Source organism: Bradyrhizobium sp. CCBAU 45389 (genome assembly GCF_028128625.1).
GTDB classification, from domain to species: domain Bacteria; phylum Pseudomonadota; class Alphaproteobacteria; order Rhizobiales; family Xanthobacteraceae; genus Bradyrhizobium; species Bradyrhizobium liaoningense_B.
Window position 1 is genome coordinate 119299 of sequence record NZ_LBIY01000005.1, and the last position, 22092, is coordinate 141390.

A 22092-nucleotide genomic window follows, 5' to 3' on the forward strand; every position below is an offset into this window, starting at 1 on the left:
AGGCTGGACCGGCGGCGGGATATGGAGCCTAAAGCATACAAGGGGCCGGTCAACAACCCGGCGACTTGGCGCAGGCACGCTGGCAATTCGCGGAATCAGGACGATATAAGGGAACGCGGCGAACCCCTTCCTTCCCCCTCGCCCCGCTTGCGGGGTTGGGACGAGCTACGCTCGCCCTGAGAGGGTCGGGGTGAGGGGGAGTCTCCGCAAGGACGGTGAGAGTTGGCTTCGCGGAGAGTCCCCCTCACCCGGAATTGGCTCACGCAAATTCCGGCCTCTCCCCGCAAGCGGGGAGAGGTGAAGAGCAGCGACGCCGCGACACGTAGTTGAACGAGGACCCGAGTGACACAAGCCAAGACGCCTTCGAAGCCCCCCGTCGCCCCGCGCCAGCCGCATTCATTCACCCGGCACGGCATCACCGTGACCGACGACTATGCCTGGCTGAAGGACGAGAAATGGCAGGAGGTGCTGCGCGACCCCAAAGTGCTCGACCCTGACATCCGCAAATATCTGGACGAGGAGAACGTCTACACCGAGAGCCTGCTCGGCCATACCGCGTCGCTGCAGAAGACTCTGGTCGGCGAGATGCGCGGACGGATCAAGGAGGACGATTCCAGCGTGCCGTCGCCGGATGGTCCGTTCGCCTATTTCCGCCGGTTTCGCGAGGGCGGCCAGCACGAGCTGTTCGGCCGCATGCCGCGCGATGGCGGCAACGAACACATCGTGCTCGACGGCGACGCACTCGCCAAGGACCACAAGTACTTCAAGTTCGGCGGCAGCCGGCACTCCTATGATCACAAGCTGCAGGCCTGGAGCGCGGATACCAAAGGCTCGGAATATTTTTCCATCCGCGTCCGCGACTGGGGAAGCGGCAAGGATCTCGACGATCTCGTCGAGGAGACCGACGGCGGCGTGGTCTGGAGTGCGGATTGCAGAAGCTTCTTCTATGTGAAGCTCGACGACAATCACCGCCCGATGCAGGTGTGGCGGCACAGGCTCGGCACCAAGCAGGCCGATGACGCGCTGGTCTATGAGGAGCAGGATTCCGGCTGGTTCACCCATCTGCATGAGAGCACCAGCGGCCGCTTCTGCGTGATCGCGGGCGGCGATCACGAGACAAGCGAGCAGCGGCTGATCGATCTCGCCAACCCCGAGGCGCCGCCGCGCCTGGTCGCGGCGCGCGAGGAAGGCGTGCAATATTCGCTGGCCGACCGCGGCGACGAGCTGTTTATCCTCACCAATGCCGATGATGCCATCGACTTCAAGATCGTCACCGCGCCGCTTGGCTCGCCCGAGCGCAAGAACTGGCGCGATCTGATCCCGTATCGGCCGGGCATCTACATCATCGACCTCGATCTCTATGCCGGCCACCTGGTGCGGCTGGAGCGCGCCAACGCGCTGCCGTCGACCGTGATCCGCGATCTCGCTGGCGGGGGCGAGCACGCCATCGCTTTCGACGAGGCCGCCTATTCGCTGGACACGATGGGCTCCTACGAATTCGACACGACGAATTTGCGCTTTGCCTATTCGTCGATGACGACGCCGTCGGAAGTCTACGACTACGACATGGTCAAGCGCACGCGCACCCTGCGCAAGCGGCAGGAGATTCCGTCAGGCCATAACGTTGCCGACTACGTCACCACGCGCATCATGGCGAAGGCACATGACGGCGCCGAGGTGCCGGTCTCGATCCTCTATCGCCGCGGGCTGAAGCTCGACGGAGCGGCGCCGCTGCTGCTCTACGGCTACGGTTCCTATGGCATGGCGATGCCGGCCTCGTTCAACGCCAACCGCCTGTCGCTGGTCGACCGCGGCTTCGTCTACGCCATCGCCCATATCCGCGGCGGCGCCGACAAGGGCTGGGGCTGGTATCTCGACGGCAAGCGCGAGAAGAAGACGAACTCGTTCGACGACTTCTCAGCCAGCGCCCGCGCGCTGATCGATGCGAAATATACGAGCGCAAAGCGCATCGTCGGCCATGGCGGCTCGGCCGGCGGCATGCTGATGGGCGCGGTCGCCAACCGCGCCGGCGAATTGCTCGCCGGCATCGTCGCGGAAGTGCCGTTCGTCGACGTGCTCAACACCATGCTCGACGACACGCTGCCGCTGACGCCGCCGGAATGGCCGGAATGGGGCAATCCGATCGAGAGCGAGAAGGATTTTCGCACCATCCTGTCGTACTCGCCCTACGACAATGTCGCCGCGAAGGAGTATCCGGCGATCCTGGCGATGGGCGGCCTGACCGACCCGCGCGTCACCTATTGGGAGCCCGCCAAATGGATCGCACGCCTGCGCGCCACCATGCGCGGCGGCGGCCCGGTTCTCCTGCGCACCAACATGGGCGCCGGCCATGGCGGCGCGTCGGGGCGATTCGACCGTCTCGATGAAGTCGCGATCGTCTACGCGTTCGCGCTGTGGGCGGCGGGAATGGCGGAGGCCGGGGTGTAAGCGACACCCACCGCCGTCGTCCCGGCGAAGGCCGGGACGACAGTGGGGTTGTAGGGCGAGTTATCGCCCCACAAGCAAGCCCTGTAGGGTGGGCAAAGGCGCATCGCGCCGTGCCCACCATCCTTCAACGATGTGACGAGAGCGGTGGGCACGCTTCGCTTTGCCCACCCTACGGCAGCTGAGTGTTCGGCGAGATTTCGCCAAACACTCCTAGGACTACTCGCCTCACACCGCCCCGTGCGCCTCGACATACAGCGCGTAGACCGAATGGCTGCTCGCCATATAGAGCCGATTATTCTTCGGCCCACCGAAGCAGAGATTGGCGCAGCGTTCGGGCAGCTTGATGAAGGCGAGCGGCTTGCCTTCGGGATTGAAGACCATCACGCCGTCGAGGTCCTCCGACTTGCCCCTGAGCGTAAACACCCGGCGGCCGCCGACATCAGTCGGCTCGGCTTGCAATGCGCCGTTGGAGCCCCAGCCGCACCAGAGATTGCCGTCGCGGTCGACGCGAAAGCCGTCGAGCGAGCCCTGGTCGGCTGCGTCGATCAGCTTGGTCTTGCCGCTTAGGGCACCGTCGTCGCCGACATTGTAGCTCCAGATGCTGCGGTTGGGCGTGCCCTTCCACTCGACGATGTAGAGCTTCTTCTCGTCGGGCGAGAAGGCGAGGCCGTTCGGATTGACGAGGTCGGTGAGCACCGCACTGATCTTGCCGTCCTTGGCGATGCGATAGACGTTGGTGGTGGCCTGCTCCGCCTTTTCCTTCTTGCCTTCCCACTCGCCGTTGATGCCGAACAAGGGATCGGTGAACCAGATGCTGTCGTCCGACTTCACCACGATGTCGTTCGGCGCGTTCAGCCGCTTGCCCTCGAACTTGTCGGCGAGCACGGTGATCTTGCCGTCCTTCTCGGTGCGGGTGATGCGGCGGGTGACGGAGTGCTCGCATGTGACGAGGCGGCCCTGGCGATCGCGCGCATTGCCGTTGGCATAATTGGCATTGGCGCGGAACACGCTGGTCTGTCCGGTCTTCTCGTCGAACTTCATGATCCTGTTGTTGGGAATGTCCGAGAACAGGAGATAGCCGCCTTCGGGGAAATAGGCGGGGCCTTCGGCCCAGCGCATGCCGGTCGCGACCTGCTCGACCGTCGACGAATAGAGCCGGTATTTTCCAAAGCTCGGATCGAGGATCTGGACGGCCGGATCCGGGTAGCGCTGGTTGGGCGTGAACGCGAACGACTGGGCGCCGGCGGCGCGGGCAAGAAGCGTCGAAGCCGCCGCCGCGCCGGCGCCGGCCATGAGGTTACGTCGCGTGAAATTCATAAAAGTCCTCCCTGCTTGATAAAAGGCCGGCGCTTGATGCGGCCGGCCTGTTTCTTGACGTGATGCAGACTTGACCTAGCGGCCGTTCTTCTTCCGCCATGCCGCAAAATCGGTGAGCGTTTGCGGATCGGTCGCGGGATAGAGACCAAAAATGCCGCGGCCCTTGCCGACTTCCTCGGTGACGAAGTCTTCGAACGCGGTCATCTCAAAAGTTTCGCTGGCGATCTCGTCTGCGAGATGCGCGGGGATCACGATGACTCCGTCGGCATCGCCGAGGATGACGTCTCCGGGAAACACCGGCGCGTCGCCGCAGCCGATGGGGACGTTGATCTCGATGGCCTGATGCAGCGTGAGATTGGTTGGAGCACTCGGACGGTGGTGATAGGCGGGAATGCCGAGCTTTGCGATCTCGGCCGAATCGCGAAAGCCGCCGTCGGTGACGACGCCGGCAACGCCGCGCTTCATCAGACGCGTCACCAGGATCGCACCGGCCGAGGCCGCGCGCGCATCCTTGCGGCTGTCCATCACCAGCACGGCGCCCGGCGGGCAATCCTCGACCGCCTTGCGCTGCGGATGGGAGCGGTCCTTGAAGACGTCGATGGTGTTGAGGTCCTCACGCGCCGGCATGTAGCGCAGTGTGAAGGCCTCGCCGACCATTGTCGGCTGGTCTGCGCCAAGCGGATGCACATCCTGGATCATCTGGATGCGCAGGCCGCGCTTGAACAAGGCGGTGGCGACCGTGGCGGTGGAGACGGATTTGAGCTTGTTGCGGGTGGCTTCGCTGAGTTTTGTCATTGGCGCTTTCTCTCTCGTTCGTCATTCCGGGGCACTCGCGCTAGCGAGTGAACCCGGAATCTCGAGGTTCCGGGTTCGCTTCGCGCCCCGGAACGACGGTGAATTTAGTAGATGGACGGCTCGCCGATCGGCGCGCCGAAATCGGTCTCGAGGAAGTCGAAGTCGCAGCCGTCATTGGCCTGCTTGATGTGTTTTGTGAACATCCAGCCATAGCCGCGCTCGAAGCGGCGCTCGGGCTGCTTCCAGGCGGCGCGGCGCTTGGCGAGCTCGGCTTCGGGAACGTCAAGATTGATGGTGCGCGCGGCGACGTCGAGCGTGATGCGGTCGCCGTTCTGCACCAGCGCCAGCGGGCCGCCGATGTAGGATTCCGGCGAGACGTGCAGGATGCAGGCGCCGTAGCTGGTGCCGCTCATGCGCGCGTCCGAGATGCGCACCATGTCGCGCACGCCCTGCTTCACGAGTTTTGTGGGGATCGGCAGCATACCCCATTCCGGCATGCCCGGACCGCCTTGCGGCCCGGCATTGCGCAGGATCAGGATGTGATCTTCGGTGACATCGAGATTGGGATCGTCGACCGCCGTCTTCATCGAGGGATAATCGTCGAACACCAGCGCCGGCCCGGTGTGCTTGAGGAAGCGCGGCGCGCAGGCGGAGGGCTTGATGACGCAGCCGTCGGGCGCGAGGTTGCCCTTGAGCACCGCGAGGGCGCCTTCCTTGTAGATGGGATTGTCGATGCCGCGGATCACGTCGTCGTTGTGAACCTCGGCGCCCTCGATGTTCTCGCCGAGCGTCTTTCCGGTGACGGTGATGCAATCGAGATGCAGATGCGGCTTGATCTGGCCCATCAGCGCCGGCAGGCCGCCGGCATAGAAGAAGTCTTCCATGAGATAGGCATCGCCGCTCGGCCGGACGTTGGCGATCACGGGCACCTTGCGGCTGGCGATCTCGAAATCGTCGAGGCCGATGTCCTGGCCGGCGCGGCGGGCCTGCGCGATCAGATGGATGATCGCATTCGTGGAGCAGCCCATTGCCATCGCCACAGCAATGGCGTTCTCGAACGCCTTGCGGCTCTGGATCACCTTCGGCGTCAGATCCTCCCACACCATCTCGACGATGCGGCGGCCGCACTCAGAGGCCATGCGGATGTGGTTGGCGTCGGCCGCGGGGATTGAGGAGGCGCCGGGCAGCGTCATGCCGATGGCCTCCGCGATCGCGGTCATGGTCGAGGCCGTGCCCATGGTCATGCAGGTGCCATAGCTGCGGGCGATACCGGCTTCGATGTCGAGCCAGTCCTTTTCGGAGATCTTTCCGGCGCGGCGTTCGTCCCAGTATTTCCACCCGTCGGAGCCGGAGCCGAGCGTCTTGCCCTTCCAGTTGCCGCGCAGCATGGGACCTGCCGGCAGATAGATCGCCGGGATGTTCATCGACGTCGCGCCCAGCAGCAGCGCGGGCGTGGTCTTGTCGCAGCCGCCCATCAGCACCACGCCGTCGACAGGATGGCTGCGCAGCAGCTCCTCGGCGTCCATCGCCAGCAGGTTGCGATAGAGCATTGTCGTCGGCTTCAGCAGCGATTCCGACAGCGACAGCGCCGGCAATTCCAGCGGCAGGCCGCCGGCCATCAGGATGCCGCGCTTGACGTCGTCGACGCGCGACTTGAAGTGCATGTGGCAGGGCTGCGCGTCCGACCAGGTGTTGAGGATCGCGATGATCGGCCGGTCCTTCCACTCCTCCGGGGCGTAGCCCATCTGCATGGTGCGGGAGCGATGGCCGAACGAGCGGAGATCGTCGGGCGCGAACCAGCGCGCGCTGCGGAGCTGATCGGGTGCTTTCTTCTTCTTGGTCATGATTGGGTGCCCCATTTCTGGACGGTATTCCGCTCGATGGCGCGGAAGATCAGGTTCTCGACAAAGAGCCCGATGATGATCACCGTCAAGAGGCCCGCGAACACTGCGGGTATGTCGAGGAGGTTGCGGTTCTCGAAGATGAACCAGCCGAGCCCGCCCTGGCCCGAGGACACGCCGAACACCAGCTCGGCCGCGATCAGCGTGCGCCAGGCGAAGGCCCAGCCGATCTTGAGGCCGGTGAGGATCGAGCCGAAGGCGGCGGGAATCAGGATCTTGGCCACGTAGGGCAGCCCGCGCAGGCCGTAATTGCGCCCGACCATGCGCAGCGTGTTGGACACGCTCTTGAAGCCGGAATGGGTGTTGAGCGCGACCGGCCACAGCACCGAATGGATCAGCACGAAGACGAGGCTGCCATTGCCGAGGCCGAACCAGATCAACGCCAGCGGCAACAGCGCAATCGCCGGCAGCGGGTTGAACATCGCCGTGACTGTCTCCAGGAAGTCGGTGCCGATCCGCGTCGAGATCGCGAGGATCGTGAAGATCGCGGCCAGCACGATGCCGGCCGAATAGCCCATGAACAGAACCTTCAACGAGGTCCAGGCCCGCATCGGAATGGTGCCGTCCCTGGTGCGATCGTAGAGCGTGGCGATCGTGTCGTGCAGCGTCGGAAACAGCAGCGGATTGTCGAGCGTGACGCCGTAGGCTTCCCATACCGCCGCAAGGAACAGGATGATGACGGTCTTGCGGACAAAGCCGTCGTTCCAGAGCAGCTCGGCCACGCTGAGCTTGCGCTCGACCTCGCTCGCACCGGTGGCGGCGGCGACCGGCGCGTCACGCAGCAATATTCTCGCTTCGCCCATGACCGGCTCCCTCAATGCGCGGTGGCTTCGCCGGCGAACAGGAGATCGTGGATCTCCTTCTCCAGCCGGCCGGCGCTGCCGTCGTCGTTCGAGACCTTGTCGACATCGACCACCTCGGCCTTGACCCGGCCGGGATGCGGCGACAGCAGCAGGATGCGGTTGCCGATGCGGATCGCTTCCGCAATCGAATGGGTCACGAACAGCACGGTGAATTTGGTCTCGCTCCAGAGCTGGAGCAGCTCGTCCTGGCAGGTCCGGCGCGTCAGCGCGTCGAGCGCGGCGAACGGCTCGTCCATCAGCAAAATGTCCGGCTCCATCGCCATGCCGCGCGCGATCGCGACGCGCTGCTTCATGCCGCCGGACAGCGTGTGCGGATAGGCGTCGACCACGCGGGTGAGACCGACCTTCTCGATATAGGCCCGCGCCTTCGCCTCGGCGTCCCTGCGCGACAGTTTTCGCGCGGTGAGCAGCGGGAACATGACGTTGGCGAGTACGCTCTTCCAGGGCAGGAGCTGGTCGAACTCCTGGAAGATCATCATGCGATCCGCGCCCGGACCGTGGATCTCGCGATCGCCGATGGTCATGCGCCCCTCGCTCGGGCTCATATAGCCGCCGACGGCCTTGAGCAAAGTGGACTTGCCACAGCCGGACGGTCCGAGCAGCACGAAGCGGTCGGACTTGTCGACGGTGAAGGAGACTCTTTCCGTGGCGGTGACGACGGCGCTGGAGGTCTTGTAGCGCAGCGTCACCCCGCTGACGTCGAGCAGTGCCATCAGTTGCCCTTCAGGTCGTGCGCGACAGGGAGATAATAGTCGGTCCAGGCCTTGGGCTGGTTCTTCAGCGTGCCGGTCTTGTAGAGATGGGCGGCGAATTTCATCGTGCCCTGCGGCTCGAGATTCCACTCCATCATGCCGGGCTCCTTGAGGAGATCGAGCAGCTCCTCCACCGAGGTCTTGTCGCCGGTGATCTCCTTGTAGATCTCGACGGCCTGCTTCGTGTCGCTGCGGATCAGATCCTGCGCCTCCTTGGTGGCATCGCGCACGGCCTGGATAATCTTCGGATTGGCGTCGGCGAATTTGGTCGTGGTGAAGAACTGCGCCTGGCTGAGCGGACCGCCCATCACGTCAGGCGAGTTCAGCACGACATGCGCGCCCGGCACGTTCTTCAGCTCCAGGAAGGTGAAGGGCGGGATCGAGAAGTGGTTGTGTACCTCGTGCTTGGGATTGGCGAGCGCCGCATAGGCGTCGGGATGGCCGAGCTGCACCGTGTTGGCATCGAGCTTCGACCATTGATCGGCGCCGAAGGCTTCGGCGGCCGCGATCTGCAGCACGATCGCCTGCGTGGAGACCTTGACGGTCGGCACCGCGATCTTGTCGCTCGGACCGAAATCCTTGATCGACTTGATGTTGGCGTCGCGGCTGATCAGCGTCATCGGCTGGGCCGACGTGGCGACGATGCCCTTCACGCCGCCGCGGGTGCGATCCCACAGCAGGAGAAGATTGCCGGTGCCGGTGTTGAGGATGTCGACGCCGCCCGCGAGCAGCGCGTCGGTCTGCGCGCCGCCACCGGAGAAGGTGATCCATTTGGTGGTGACGCCCGCTACGCCGAGAGAGGCCGCGTGCTTTTCGATCAGCTTCAGCTTCTCCATGATGTGGCTGGGCATGTAGAAAATGCCGGGCTGGCGCGACAGCGCGACCTCGGATTTCTGCTGCGCATGCGCCGCGGGCGCAGAAAGGGCGCTGGCGGCCAGGACGGCGGCCGCAAGCTTGCTGCGAAGATGCTTGATCATTGTTGTGTGTTTCCTCCGGGTGCGCGTCGCGCTGCGTTGACCCTGCTGATGCACTAATATATTAGTGCATCAAAGGCAAGCCCGCTGGGACCCGACATGGAAGCAGCCCATACCGCGCCGCGCGCGGCGTCACGACCCGCCCGGCTCGACCGCGCCCGTCAGGCCGCGCCGCAGGTGTTCGAGCGGCTGCGCAATGCGATCATTGCCCTGGAACTGCCGCCGGGCGCGCCGCTGTCGCGCGCCGAGCTCGCCAGCCAGTTCGGAATCAGCTCGACCCCGGTGCGCGATGCCCTGATGCGGCTCGAGGAAGAGGGCCTGGTCGACGTGTTTCCGCAGCACGCGACCGTGGTCAGCCGGATCGACATCAGCCGCGCCCAGCAGGCGCATTTCCTGCGCCAGGCACTGGAACTGGAGATCGTCCGGCTGCTCGCGGAGACGCATGACGACGCCCTGATCATCCGCCTCGACCACGCCATCGCACTCCAGCAGCAATTCGCAAAAGCCGGCGAGTTCGAGGCCTTCATGGCCGCCGACAACGACTTCCATGCCCAGCTCTATGCGGCGGCCGGCAAGCAGGATCTGTGGGCGCTGGTGCGCAGCCGCAGCGGCCATATCGACCGGCTGCGCCGGCTGCATCTGCCCTCACCCGGCAAGGCCCAGAACATCGTGCGCCACCACAGGCTGATCACGCGCGCGATCGAGGCGACCGATCCCGATGCCGCGCAACAGCATCTGCGCAAGCATCTGTCGGGCACGCTCAGCGAGCTCGACAAGATACGGAGCCACCATCCGGAGTACCTGACGGATTGATCAGGCCACGTCGCGGACGCTTCGCCGTTCCGGCTCGCGATAATCGGCATCGTCGCTGTCACTGCGGTCCATCGGACCAGTGCGCAGCCTGACGAAGAAGGCCTGGACCTCGGTGGCGAGGCGTTCGGCCGCGCCCGAAACGTGGTTCGCGGCCCCCAAGACGTCATCGGCCGAGCGGTTGGTTTCCGCGATGGCGCCGGAGACGGTTCCGATGCTGCTCGCCAGCGTCTGCGTTCCCGACGCCGCCATCTGGACGTTCTGCGAGATCTCCCGCGTCGCCGCGCCCTGCTCTTCCACCGCGCTGGCGATCGCCGCGGTCACCTCGTCGATCCGGCGCATGGCGGTTGCGACCTCCTTGACGGAGGCGACCGCGCTGCCGGTCGAATTCTGGATCGCGGCAATGTGCTGGGCGATCTCCTGCGTCGCATTGCGGGTCTGGTCGGCCAGCGCCTTGACCTCGGACGCGACCACGGCAAAGCCGCGGCCGGCCTCGCCGGCGCGCGCCGCCTCGATGGTGGCGTTGAGCGCCAGCAGGTTGGTCTGAGCCGCGATCGCCTGGATCAAATCGACCACCGAGCTGATGCTCTGTGCGGCTTGCGCGAGACCCTCGATTTCGCTCTCCGAGCGCGCGGTCACCTCGCCCGCGGAGCGCACGGTCTTGTTGGACAGTTCGATCTGCCGGCCGATCTCGACGATGGAGCTCGCGAGCTGCTCCGCCGCCGCGGCGACGGTCTGGACGTTGACCGCGGTCTGTTCGGAGGCGGTCGCCGCGGACGCAGCCTGGCTCGTCGCGTGGTTGGCGATGCCGCCGAGGCTCTCCGCGGTCTGCCGCATGGTGCCCGCATTCTCGCCGACCAGCGCGAGCAGGTCGCGCGAGGTCGCGCGAAAGTCCTCGACCGCGTCCTCCATGTTGCGGTTGGCCGCTTCGCGCGCTTCCGCTTCGCGCGCGAGAGACGCCGCCGCCTGCTGCTGGGCGATCACGTTGTCGCGGAATCTGGCCACCGCCTGCGAGACCACGCCGATCTCGTCGCCGCGTTCGGCGGTCCTGAATTCGACACTGGTGTCGCCGCCGGACAGGCGCGCGGAATCGCCCACCAGCTCGACGATCGGGCGCGTGATGGAGCGCGCGACCAGAATCGCAATCACCGTCCCGAGCGCGAGACCCGCGGCGAGCAGGATCCATTGCAGCAGCAGCAATCTCTCGACCGCGTCGGCGACGCTGCGCGCGTCGTCGGCGAGCTTCGACTGCTGGTCGCTCTTGAGACCGCCGGAGCGCTTGCCTTCGGCGTCCTTGCGACCGTCGAGCAGATCGAGGATGCGGGCCGCGCGCGGTGCGGCCTCGGTGGACAGGATGAAGACCGGCATGTTCCATTGCGGCGTCTGGCGGATCGCGAAGATCTTCTGCGGCAGCGGCGTGAAGGCTTCATTCGCCTTGGCGATGGCCCGGTAGGCGGTCGCCTGCCGTTCGGTGAGCAGATCCGCCTGGGTGCCGACCGATGCGAGCGCGGCCCTGAAGGTCGCCAACGGCTTTTCGAACTTGTCTCGATCGGCGGCCTCGCCCGAGGCCACGTACAGGCGCAATTGCGATCCCGCGGCAGCAAGATTGCCGCGTACGTCGGCAAAGGTCTTGAGCAGGCGCTTGCGCTGCGGCGTCGCCTCCAGCGTCTCCTCCTCGTCGATCATCGCGGTGATCTCGGCGAACATGGTCGCGATCAGCGGCGCGGCCTCTTTCGCCAGCAGCTCGCTCGCCGGATAGGCCGACGGGGTGAAGGCGGCGAGCTCGGCCTTGTCCTGGGCCTGGCGGAATTCCGCCATCAGCGCTTTGGCTTCACTCCAATTGGACTTGTTCTGCGGATTGGAAAAGCCCTCCGCCATGCGGTCGACTGCGGCGGCCGTGCGGTCCAGCTCGGCCCAGACTGCGGCCCGGTCGCGCTTGCCCTGCGCATCGCCTGTCAGCAGATAGCCGCGCAACGTCGAAAGCGTGGAATAGAGATTGCCGACGAGCTCCGTGCTCGCGATCGCGACCGGCGCCCGCTGGTCCACGACCGCCCTGATCCGCGACGAAATGTCGGAGACGGCGGCAACGGTGTAGATCACGGTCGCCGCGAGCAGAATGCAGATCAATGCAAAGCCGCCGAGCAGCCGGGTGCGAATTCCGGTGTTCGCGATCGATTTGAACATGAGAGGTCTCGTGTTGATGCCGGTTGGGGGGGACGGCTTCGTCGGTTGCCAGAATGCGAAAATGAAATGCGCGAAATACGGATACGAAAACTATCGGAGATTGTAGCTCACGGCCTTTAATCCATAATGAAGGGCCCGGCCCCGTACAACTACGGCGGGAACAATATCTCCTGTTGCTGAAACGGGTTACGGCATTCGGAACCAAAGTTCTAACTCATATGCACGCAAGAGTGCGTATGATGTGCAAAGGCATTGCCTCCTGGCGCGCCAGGAAAGGCAATCCCGGCAAACGCGAGGCGCTTGCGGCCCGGACAGAATCCGCGCAACAATTTCGCATTTGTTGCTTTGATTTGAGGTCGCTGGAACGTCCCATGCGATCAGGAGGATTTCAGACGTGGCCAACATCCTGATCGTGGATGACGACCCGGCCGTGCAGATCACGATCCGGCTGCTTCTGGAAAGAGCCGGCCATCACGTCACCGTCGCCGGCGATGGCCACAAGGGACTTGCACTGTTCGAGGCCAGCCCATTCGACCTGCTGTTTCTCGACATCTTCATGCCCGGCATGGACGGGCTGGAGACCATGCGCCACATCCGGGCGCTGGCCCCGGCCATCCCGATCATCGTCATTTCCGGGCGCTCGATCACGCCGGAGGCCTATGCGGAGCCGGATTTCCTGAAAATGGCGACCAAGCTCGGCGCGGTGGCGAGCCTTCAGAAGCCGTTCCGACCCGATGCGCTCCTCGCCGCGGTCGACGGTTGCCTGAAACCGGCGCCGTCATCATCCACGCAGCAATCCGGTACCGGCTCCGGCCGCCGATGACAGAGCCATCCATGGGGCGCAGTCACAGGACATTGGGGACCGTGCGCGACGCGGCACGAAGGCCGACATGACCCTCGCGACCCGGCTGGCCATCGCAATGATTCTGCTGGTCGCGGCTGCGGTCGCCGCGGTCGGCTGGCTGAGCCATTACAGCCTGGAACGGGCCCTGCTGCCGCGCGTGCTCGACCGCATTGAAAGCCATTCGCGGCTGCTCGTCTCCCAGCTCGAGGCCCATGCGAACGGCGCGCGCGCCGACGTCGCGACGTTCCGCTCCCGCGCCGCGGCGCGGGGCATGATCGATGCCCATTTCAACGGCGGGGTCGATCCGGTCGATCACCTCTCCGAAAAGACTTGGCGCGACCGCCTGCTGACGCGCCTCGTCGCCGATGTCGGCGCCAACCCGGCCTACGCGAAATACCGCATCATCGGCACCGACGGCGCCGAGTATCTGCGCGTCGACCGTTCCGGCCCGAACGGATCGGTGCTGGCCGTTCCCGACGATCAATTGCAACACAAGGAGGAGCGCTTCTTCTTCCAGGAAGCGATCAAGCTGTCCGAAGGCCAAGTCTACGTCTCGCCGGTCGACCTGAACATGGACGATGGCGCCATCCAGATGCCCCATGTTCCGACATTGCGCGTCGCGGCGCCGCTGTTCGGGCCCGGTCAGCGCCTGTTCGGGATCGCCATCATCAATGTCGATATGCGTCAGGTGTTCGACCGCATTCGCATATCGATCCGGCCGGGCGAGCAGGTCTATGTCGTCGGCCGCAACGGCGACTATCTCGTGAATCCGGATCGCACCCGCGAGTTCGGCTCGCAATTGGGGACGCCGACCCGTTGGCAGAATGACTTCCCCTATTTCGCGAAGCTTACCGGATCGACGCAGAGCGCCAGCCAGGTCGTGCCGGGCAGCGATGGCAAGCCGGGCGGCTCGGCGATCGCGCCCGCGATCCTGGCCGAGGACCAGTGGGTCGGCATCATCCGCGTCGTCCCCAACGCCTCGTTCATGGCGCCGGCCGTCGCCATCGGACAGACAACCCTCACGATCGGCCTCGTCGCGGTGCTGGTCGCCGCCGTGCTGGCCGTGCTGCTGGCCCGATCCCTGACCCGGCCGATCGGGCGGCTCACCGCCGCGGTCGAGGCGATCGGGCACGGCAAGCCTGCGGAGATTCCGATCGACGCGTCGGGCGAGACGGGAATGCTGGCGCGCGCCTTTGCCCGCATGGTCGAGGAGACGAAGGCAAAGACATCGGCGCTGGAACATGAGATCGAGGAGCGGCGGCGCACCGAGGCTGCCCGCGACGACCTCGCCGTGCGCGAGCGCCTGTTCAGCGCGGCGGTGCAATCCTCCGACGATTCGATCGTCATGCAGACGCTCGAAGGCAACATCATCGGCTGGAACGCTGCGGCCGAACGCCTCTACGGCTATTCGGCCGGGGAAGCGGTCGGACAGCCGACCTCGATCCTGTTGCCGCCTGATCGTCGCGAGGAGGGCAAGGACTATCTGCGGCGGATCGCACGGGGCGAGCGGATCGAGCATTTCGAGACCGTGCGCCTGCGCAAGGACGGCACGCCGGTGGAGATCTCGGTGAGCCTTTCGCCGATCAGGGGGCCGTCGGGCGAGATCATCGGCGCCTCCGGCTCGGCGCGCCGCCTCACTGACGCGCGACGAACCGAGCGGGCGCTGCAGCAGCAGCTCGAGGAGCGGCGACAGCTTTTCGACGCCTCGCAGGACCTGATCATGATCATGAACTCGCGGGGCCATATCGTGCAGATCAGCCCGAGCTGCGAGGCCATTCTCGGCTACCGGCCCGACGAGATGATCGGTCGCAGCGGCGCGGATTTCGTCCATCCCTCGCATCTCGAACGATCCCGCGAGGACATGCGCGCGCTCAGGCGCGGCGAGCACCCGAAGCTCGCCGACACCCGCTGCTTCCACAAGGACAGGCGTGAGGTCTGGCTGTCCTGGCTCGGCAACTGGTCCGACCAGGCCAAGCGCTTCTTCTTCGTCGGGCGCGACATGACCGAGGCGAGGCTCGCGGAAGAATCCCTGCGCGACAGCGAGCAGCTCGCGCGCAACATTGTCGAGACTGCGCTCGACGCCTTCGTCCAGACCGACGAGCGCAGCATCATCCTGAACTGGAGCTCGCGGGCCGAAGAGCTGTTCGGCTGGCGCCGCGACGAAGCGCTGGGCCGCAGTTCAATCGACCTCATCGTCGCGCCCGGTGAGCGTGACAGGGTCAGGGAAGGCCTCGCGCGCTTCCTCGATTCCAGGGACGGCCAGATACTCAACCGCCGCCGCGAGCTGATGTGCTGCCGCCGCGACGGCAAGGACTTCAGGGCCGAGCTGAGCGTCACGGCGCTGAAGCGTCGCGAAGGCATCCTGTTCAACGTCTTCTACCGCGACCTCACCGACAAGATCGCCTCCGAGGAGCGCATCCGCCACGCCGAGAAGATGGAGGCCGTCGGCCAGCTCACCGGCGGCGTGGCGCACGACTTCAACAACATCCTCACCGTGATCACCGGGACGATCGAAATCCTCGGCGACGCCGTGGCCAAGGAACCCGAGCTCGCAGCGATCACCCGGATGATCGACGAGGCGGCCGGACGCGGCGCCGAGCTGACCCAGCACCTGCTCGCGTTTGCGCGCAAGCAGCCGCTGCAGCCACGCGAGATCGACATCAACTCGCTGATCATCGACACTGCAAAGCTGCTGCGGCCGACGCTGGGCGAGCAGATCCAGATCGAATCGGTGTTCGAGGACGAGAGCTGCGTCGCGATCGTCGATCCCAACCAGCTCACCACCGCGATCCTCAACCTCGCGCTCAATGCCCGCGATGCCATGCCCGGCGGCGGCAAGCTGATCGTCGAGACGGGCACCGCCTATCTCGACGAGGTCTATGCCAGCGTCAACGATATCAGGCCCGGCCACTACGTGCTGATCGCCGTGAGCGATACCGGCACCGGCATTCCATCCCACATGCTGGCGCGGGTGTTCGACCCCTTCTTCACCTCGAAGGGACCGGGCAAGGGCACCGGGCTCGGGCTGTCCATGGTCTACGGCTTCATCAAGCAGTCCGCCGGCCACATCAAGATCTACAGCGAGGAAGGCCACGGCACCACGATCAAGATGTATCTGCCGCCGGGCAAGACCGCGACGGCGGTCGGCGACGGCGTGACGCCCGCGACGATCGAGGGTGGACACGAGACGATCCTGGTGGTCGAGGACGATCGGCTGGTGCGCGACTACGTGCTCGCGCAACTGCATTCGCTGGGCTACGTCACCCTGCAGGCTGCGAACGCCGCGGAGGCGCTCGCAATCGTCGCCGCCGGAAAGCCGTTCGACCTGCTGTTCACCGACGTCATCATGCCCGGCAAGATGAACGGGCGGCAGCTCGCCGACGAGCTGATGAAGACCCGCCCCGATCTCAAGGTGGTCTACACGTCAGGCTATACCGAGAACGCGATCATCCATCACGGCCGGCTGGATTACGGCGTCCTGCTGCTGGCAAAGCCCTATCGCAAGTCGGATCTGGCGCGGATCATCCGCAAGGCGCTGAACGGGTGAGCCGCGATCTCGTGTCCCGAACAAGGCGCAGCGTGTAAACGCTGCGACGCAGAGCCGGGACCCAGAGCTGTCAGCCGTGGAGTTGGAGGATGGGCCCCGACTCAGCGGCGCATCATTTCATGATGCACCGCGTCCGGGGCACGAGACCATTTTACGACGCGCGCTGGGCCGCAGTCATCACGATGCGGATCAGGTCGGCGGCATTGCGCGCACCGAGCTTCTTCATGATGTTGGCGCGGTGGTCCTCGATGGTGCGCGGGCTGATGCCGAGAGTGCGGCCGGCCTCCTTGTTGGAGGCACCGGAGGCGAACTGCTCGAGCACCTCGCGCTCCCTGCGCGTCAACGGCTCGCGGCCGGGGAAATGCAGCGAGCCGAATTTCGGCGACGCGTTCTCTGCCTGCCGGCGCGCATAGGCGCCGATCGCCTCGTCGAGCCGGCCGACGATCTCGCTGCCGCGGAACGGCTTCTCGATGAAGTCGAGCGCGCCGTTCTTGATGGCGCTCACCGCCATCGTGATGTCGCCCTGCCCGGAGATCATGAAGATCGGCGCAGGATAATCCTCGCCGTGCAGCTCCTTCAGAATGTCGAGACCCGACTTTCCGGGAATGTGCACGTCGAGCAGGATCGCAGCCGGTGTGCGGTTTCGCGCAACGGACAGCAGCGCTGCACCGTCCGCAAAACAGATCACCTCATAGCCCGCCGCCTTGAGCACCATCGACAAGGTGTCGCGAACGGCAGGGTCGTCGTCGACTACGAAGATTTCACCGCGAGAGCTTTGTTCGGCCATGTGCCACATCCAGTTGGCATGAAGGACTCGCGTCCGCGCCCTCCCGTTATGGCGTTCGGCGCGGATTCGGCCCACCCGTATTTGTACGGGACATGGACTTAACGCACAAGTAGCGGGGAGGTGCCTTATTGCGGGAGACGGAGAATATCCATGCTAAATTACGCAGGCACACCCCCGCTCGCCGCGATGGCTGACGCCGACAGCCGTCAGTTGATCGCAGCTGAACTTCGCTCTCTGATCGCGCGCATCGACCTCAGTATGCGTCTCATCGACGCGGCCATGACCGCGGACGACATGGAGCCGGAGGACGACAGCGCTACCGCGGGTTCCAACAGGATCTTCGTGCTCGACGACGTCACGCCGCGTTTTGCCACGGCAGGCGCCGCCCTCAACGCCTGCCGGGCCGAGCTCGATCACGCCCTGCAGCAACTGTCGGAATCGGACAATCCCGCGTAAGCCGCAACCGCGCGCTGCCTGCCGCGACCCTCTGCATGACAGCTCCGCAGCCTAAAGCGCGGTGAGATTTGGATGGATCGTCGTCGCGCTTTAGGTTGTTGTTTACGCATGATCTTTCCGGAAAACCGCGTCGCACTTTTCCGGGTCATGCTTCAGGCGCGATGCCGCTCCACGATCGCGTCGGTCGCGACACCACCCCAGGTATGGATCGCCGGCAGGCCCATCGCGGTCTTGCCGAGATTGGCGAGGCTGATGCGCAGGGCTGCGAGGTCGAGCGGCTTCGGCAGGCTCTGGAGCTCGATCCCGACCGAACGGGCGATGCTGCGGGCGGCGCTGCGGCGCTTGCCGTCCATGCCGCTGATGACGATCACCGCACCGGCGAACTTCGCCTCGGCCATCTCGCGCAGCACGTCGATGCCGTCGCCATCCTCCAGCACGAGATCCAGCGTCACGCAGTCGAAGCGCGCGGCGCGGAGCTTTTCGATTGCCTCCGCCACCGACGGCGCCACGGTGACCTCGTGGCCGGCCTGCTTGGCGGCGACGGTGATCAGGCTGCGCTGCGTGGCGTCGTCATCGACGACCAGGAGCTGAAGCGCACGCCGCTCGGCGACGTCGGGCAGGTTCGATGTGACGGGGGAGAGGGAACTTCTGGGCATTGCCGGATCCTGAGATTGAGACAGGCAATGGATACACGGCGCGCGCTTAGGTGACGTAAAGCCGCTGCGGCAAATTCGTTCGGATGTTTCAGCAAATATAAAGCAACGTGGCGGAAAGCGCCGGGCCGCGCCGCGTGCCGGTCAGGCTGCCGCGTCGTGACCGCCGGATGCGCCGCGCTTCTTGCGGTTCTTGCCGCGCAGGAACTGGATGTCCATTTCGGCGCCGTTGACCCGCACCAGCTCGCAGCGGCGGTAGGCAAGGCCGGTCGACGACAGCAGCAGGAAGAACTCCTTCAGGTTCAACCCCTGGATCGAGCCTTCGACCGTCAGGATGGCATCGGTGTCGGAAATGGCGTTGAGCTTGCAGTCGCGACGCCAAGTGCCGTCGATGGCCATGATGCAGACATCATAGCCGCGGCTGAACGTCACGCGTTCGGCGCCCTTGCCATCCTCGGCCATGCCTATCGTCCTGCCATCACCGCGATGCGCGGCGCCGCGCCGGCGAGAGCCGGCTTGGCAGCCGCCGCACGCGGATCGTTCGGCTTGTAGAGGCCGCGCCGGTCCGGAATCGGCCGGAACGTATCGGTCAATCCGACCACGGTTTCCGCCGCGCCAAGCACCAGGAAGCCGTCGGGCTCGATCTGGCGCGCCAAGCGGTTGAAGATGTTGATCTTGGTGTCCTGGTCAAAATAGATCAGCACGTTGCGACAGAAGATGACGTCGAACGTCCCGAGCTGAGCAAAATCGTGCAGCAGGTTGAGCTGCCGGTGCTGGATCATCGCCCGCAATTCGGGATTGATCTGCCAGGTCTCGCCGGTCTGCTTGAAATACTTCACCAGCATCTGGATCGGCAGGCCGCGCTGCACCTCGAACTGGCTGTAGATGCCGGCCTTGGCCTTCTCCAGCACCTCCTGCGACAGATCGGTCGCGATGATCTCGACGCGCCAGCCGGTGAGGGCCGCACCCATCTCCTTCAGGCACATCGCCAGCGAATAGGGCTCCTGCCCGGTCGAGCCCGCGGCGCACCAGATCCGCACGCTGCGCTTGCCGGCGCGGGCCTTGATGATCTCCGGCATGATGTGGTCGCGGAAATGATCGAACGGGACCTTGTCGCGGAAGAAGAAGGTCTCGTTGGTGGTCATGGCTTCGACCACGTCGGTGATCAGCTGGCGCGAGCCGGCCTGCAGCTTCTGCACGAGCTCGGCGATGCCGGAGAGCCCGGCCTTGCGGGCGAGCGGCAGCAGGCGGCTTTCGATCAGATATTGCTTGTCTGCGGACAGATCGAGACCGGAATTATCCTTCAGAAACTTACGCAGATACTCGTACTCGGTCGGGGTCACGGATGGCCTCTCAGAAAGCTGTACTGGAACACTCTGGCCCAAACACTTTAGGCCAGACACACTCAGACCATGGCTTGTCCGACCGGGATCAAACCAACTTCAGCGAACTTGTCGGCGATAATGTCTTTGTCGAAGGGCTTCATGATGTACTCGTTGGCGCCGCCGCTGAGCGCCTGAGCGATATGAGCCACGTTGTTCTCGGTGGTGCAGAACACCACCTTCGGCTGGTCGCCGCCGGGCAGGCGGCGCATGTGGCCCATGAACTCGAAGCCGTCCATGACCGGCATGTTCCAGTCGAGCAGCACCGCATCGGGCAGCTGCCGCTGGCAGATCTCCAGCGCCTTCGAGCCGTCCTCGGCCTCGGTGACCTCGAACTCGAGGCCTTCCAGGATCCGGCGCGCGATCTTGCGTACGACGCTGGAATCATCGACCACCAAACACGTTTTCATTTTGGTTCTCCGGCTTCGATGTTTTCGTTGGCTTACGCTGCCATCTGCACTTTGGTTTCGAGATCGAGGACGCGATCGACGTCGAGCACGACCATGAGCCGGCCGTCGAGACGGTGAACGCCGCCGGCGAGCTTGGCCATGCGGGGATCGAGGTTGACGGGGTTCTCTTCCATGCCGGCCTCGGGCAGGCGCAGCACCTCGCCGATCTGGTCGATCAGCAGGCCATAGGATTCACCGCGCAAATCGACGCCGACCGCCATCGGGGTCTTGCCGTCCTCGGCCCTGGGCAGGCCGAGACGGGCGCGCATGTCGACCACGGTGACGATGCGGCCGCGCAGGTTCAAGACGCCCGCGATCTCGCGCGAGGACAAGGGCACGCGGGTGACGCGCTCGGGCATGAACACGTCCTGGACGCGGGAGATCGGCAGGCCGAACAGCTGGCCGCCGATCATCGCGGTGACGTACTCGACCATGGCGCCTTCGCTGGACTGGGTCTTCTTGGTCATAAGCGTATCTCCTGATCCCTGTCCTGCTTACGCCGCCGCCCGGCTCAGCTCGGAGGCGCCGGCGGCGCCCGCGGTCTGCTCCTTCAGCGCCGCGATCAGACCGGGACGGTCGAACTTGGCAACATAGTCGTGGAAGCCGGCCTGACGGCCGCGCTCGATCGCCGCCGGCGACACCAGCGCCGAGAGGCCGATGATCGGCGTCGCGGCGAGGTTGTTGTCGGAGCGAATGGTCTCGGCGAACTCGAAGCCGTTCATGTCGGGCATCTCGATGTCGGTCAGGATCACGTCGAAGCTCTGGGCGCGCAGCGCAGCCAGGCCCTCCTGCGCGGTCGGCGCGGTGCGGACGCGGTAGCCGGCCGCCTTCAGCACCGGCGCCAGCATGTTGCGGAAGAACGCGCTGTCGTCGACCAGCAGCACCGACTGCGAGTGCATCGACGGCTTCATCTCCTTGCGGGTGAACCAGTCGGCGAACGCCATCGGGAGGAAGTGGCCGACGTCGATCACCTCGGTGGCCTGGCCCTTGATCACGGCCGAGCCCAGGATGCCCTGGCTGGAGCCGCCGACCTCGATGTTGAGGCGTTCCTCGACGATGTCGATGATCTCGTCGACGACGAGGCCCATGGAGCGGCCGTCATCGGCGAACACCAGGATCGGCTGGGCGCCCTGGCTGGCAATGGTGACGCCTTCCATGGCCACCAGCGGCATCAGCTGCTCACGGTACTGCACCATGTAGCGGCCGTTCGAGAACTCGATCTTGTCGGCGGGCAGCTCTTCGAGGCGCGTGACGAGGCCGAGCGGAACCGCCTTGGGCTGCGACGAGCCGGCGCGGAAGACGAGCAGCGAGGTGGTCTGCTCGCCCGAGCCGATGTGGTGCGCGCCGTTCTCGTCACCCATGTCATGGGCCGAGGAGCCGGCGGCGCCGAGCGCTTTGGCAATGCCGTTGGGGTCGATGATCATGATCACGGCGCCATCGCCCAAAATGGTGTTGCCGGAGAACATGTCGATGTGACGCAGTTTTGTGGACATCGGCTTCACGACGATCTCTTCCGTATGGAAGACGCCGTCGACGACGATGCCAAAGGTCTGGCTGCCGACCTGGGTCACCACGATGAAGCCGTTCTCGGGATCGGAGGCGGCGCCATCGTCGATCTTCAGGAGCTTCTTCAGGTGGATCAGCGGCAGCAGCTTGTTGCGCAGGCGCAGAACAGCCGTGTCCTTGATGCGCTCGATGCGGTGCTCGCTGTTGGCGCGGGCGCGGACCAGCTCGACCACCGAGAGCTGCGGGATCGCGAAGCGGTCGCCGGCGGCCTCGACGATCAGGGCGGAGACGATGGCGAGCGTCAGCGGGATCTTGATGGTGACGGAAGAGCCTTCACCCGCCACTGACTTGATGTCGATGGTGCCGCCGATCTGGTCGATATTGGTGCGCACCACGTCCATGCCGACGCCGCGGCCCGAGACCG

Annotated in this window: 19 protein-coding genes; 5 read left to right on the top strand and 14 right to left on the bottom strand. The window is 65.2% G+C overall.

The features are described 5' to 3' along the window. The first annotated feature begins 342 nt into the window (after positions 1–342). Positions 343–2448, top strand: a complete 2106-nt coding sequence (locus XH79_RS04585; RefSeq protein WP_271580860.1) for a S9 family peptidase — start codon at positions 343–345, stop codon at positions 2446–2448. 225 nt (positions 2449–2673) lie between these two features. On the opposite strand, the gene XH79_RS04590 is transcribed toward XH79_RS04585, so the two are convergent. From XH79_RS04590 to XH79_RS04615, 6 genes are all read right to left on the bottom strand, one after another. Beyond that, positions 2674–3765, bottom strand: coding sequence for an SMP-30/gluconolactonase/LRE family protein (locus tag XH79_RS04590; protein WP_212347151.1), 1092 nt, complete (start codon positions 3763–3765; stop codon positions 2674–2676). 75 nt (positions 3766–3840) lie between these two features. After that, positions 3841–4560: a ribonuclease activity regulator RraA gene (locus tag XH79_RS04595; protein ID WP_212031075.1), complete on the bottom strand. Its 720-nt coding sequence runs from the start codon at positions 4558–4560 to the stop codon at positions 3841–3843. A 104-nt stretch (positions 4561–4664) separates the two neighbouring features. Continuing rightward, positions 4665–6404 carry an L-arabinonate dehydratase gene (araD, locus tag XH79_RS04600; RefSeq protein WP_271580861.1) on the bottom strand — a complete coding sequence of 580 codons (1740 nt, stop codon included), beginning with the start codon at positions 6402–6404 and terminating at the stop codon, positions 4665–4667. Continuing rightward, positions 6401–7264 (bottom strand): ABC transporter permease, encoded by an 864-nt coding sequence (locus tag XH79_RS04605; RefSeq protein ID WP_212347145.1) that lies wholly within the window; start codon positions 7262–7264, stop codon positions 6401–6403. The genes araD and XH79_RS04605 overlap by 4 nt, the downstream gene beginning before the upstream one ends. An 11-nt stretch (positions 7265–7275) precedes the next feature. Further along, the gene (locus tag XH79_RS04610; protein ID WP_271580862.1) at positions 7276–8037 is read right to left on the bottom strand and encodes an ABC transporter ATP-binding protein; all 762 of its coding nucleotides are present in this window, start codon (positions 8035–8037) and stop codon (positions 7276–7278) included. Further along, positions 8037–9053 carry an ABC transporter substrate-binding protein gene (locus XH79_RS04615; protein ID WP_271580863.1) on the bottom strand — a complete coding sequence of 339 codons (1017 nt, stop codon included), beginning with the start codon at positions 9051–9053 and terminating at the stop codon, positions 8037–8039. The genes XH79_RS04610 and XH79_RS04615 overlap by 1 nt, the downstream gene beginning before the upstream one ends. Positions 9054–9149: 96 nt before the next feature. On the opposite strand from XH79_RS04615, the gene XH79_RS04620 reads away from it, so the two are divergent. Further along, positions 9150–9863, top strand: coding sequence for a GntR family transcriptional regulator (locus XH79_RS04620; RefSeq protein ID WP_271580864.1), 714 nt, complete (start codon positions 9150–9152; stop codon positions 9861–9863). Here the strand turns inward: XH79_RS04620 and XH79_RS04625 are convergent, their stop codons facing one another. Beyond that, positions 9864–12044 (bottom strand): HAMP domain-containing methyl-accepting chemotaxis protein, encoded by a 2181-nt coding sequence (locus XH79_RS04625; protein WP_271580865.1) that lies wholly within the window; start codon positions 12042–12044, stop codon positions 9864–9866. A 394-nt stretch (positions 12045–12438) separates the two neighbouring features. Between XH79_RS04625 and XH79_RS04630 the strand changes: the two genes are divergently transcribed. Both XH79_RS04630 and XH79_RS04635 read left to right on the top strand, forming a co-directional pair. After that, positions 12439–12867, top strand: a complete 429-nt coding sequence (locus tag XH79_RS04630) for a response regulator (RefSeq protein WP_212347130.1) — start codon at positions 12439–12441, stop codon at positions 12865–12867. A gap of 67 nt (positions 12868–12934) precedes the next feature. Continuing rightward, the gene (locus XH79_RS04635; protein ID WP_271580866.1) at positions 12935–16435 is read left to right on the top strand and encodes a PAS domain S-box protein; all 3501 of its coding nucleotides are present in this window, start codon (positions 12935–12937) and stop codon (positions 16433–16435) included. A gap of 151 nt (positions 16436–16586) precedes the next feature. Here XH79_RS04635 and XH79_RS04640 read toward each other — a convergent pair whose 3' ends face one another. After that, positions 16587–17222, bottom strand: a complete 636-nt coding sequence (locus tag XH79_RS04640) for a response regulator transcription factor (RefSeq protein ID WP_020608024.1) — start codon at positions 17220–17222, stop codon at positions 16587–16589. 150 nt (positions 17223–17372) lie between these two features. Between XH79_RS04640 and XH79_RS04645 the strand changes: the two genes are divergently transcribed. Next, positions 17373–17678: a hypothetical protein gene (locus XH79_RS04645; RefSeq protein WP_271580867.1), complete on the top strand. Its 306-nt coding sequence runs from the start codon at positions 17373–17375 to the stop codon at positions 17676–17678. Between the two features lie 152 nt (positions 17679–17830). Here the strand turns inward: XH79_RS04645 and XH79_RS04650 are convergent, their stop codons facing one another. The 6 genes from XH79_RS04650 to XH79_RS04675 all read right to left on the bottom strand — a co-directional run. Next, positions 17831–18334 (bottom strand): response regulator, encoded by a 504-nt coding sequence (locus XH79_RS04650; RefSeq protein ID WP_271580868.1) that lies wholly within the window; start codon positions 18332–18334, stop codon positions 17831–17833. Between the two features lie 141 nt (positions 18335–18475). Further along, positions 18476–18793: a PilZ domain-containing protein gene (locus tag XH79_RS04655; RefSeq protein ID WP_212347121.1), complete on the bottom strand. Its 318-nt coding sequence runs from the start codon at positions 18791–18793 to the stop codon at positions 18476–18478. A 2-nt stretch (positions 18794–18795) separates the two neighbouring features. Further along, positions 18796–19674: a CheR family methyltransferase gene (locus XH79_RS04660; protein WP_212347118.1), complete on the bottom strand. Its 879-nt coding sequence runs from the start codon at positions 19672–19674 to the stop codon at positions 18796–18798. A gap of 62 nt (positions 19675–19736) precedes the next feature. Next, entirely contained in the window at positions 19737–20123 is a 387-nt protein-coding gene (locus XH79_RS04665; RefSeq protein WP_018321619.1) for a response regulator, read from the bottom strand. A 32-nt stretch (positions 20124–20155) separates the two neighbouring features. Continuing rightward, complete coding sequence (locus tag XH79_RS04670) at positions 20156–20629, bottom strand: chemotaxis protein CheW (RefSeq protein ID WP_271580869.1); 474 nt, start codon at positions 20627–20629, stop codon at positions 20156–20158. Positions 20630–20656: 27 nt separating this feature from the next. Next, positions 20657–22092 (bottom strand): ATP-binding response regulator (locus XH79_RS04675; RefSeq protein ID WP_271580870.1); only part of this gene is annotated, 1436 nt, incomplete at its 5' end.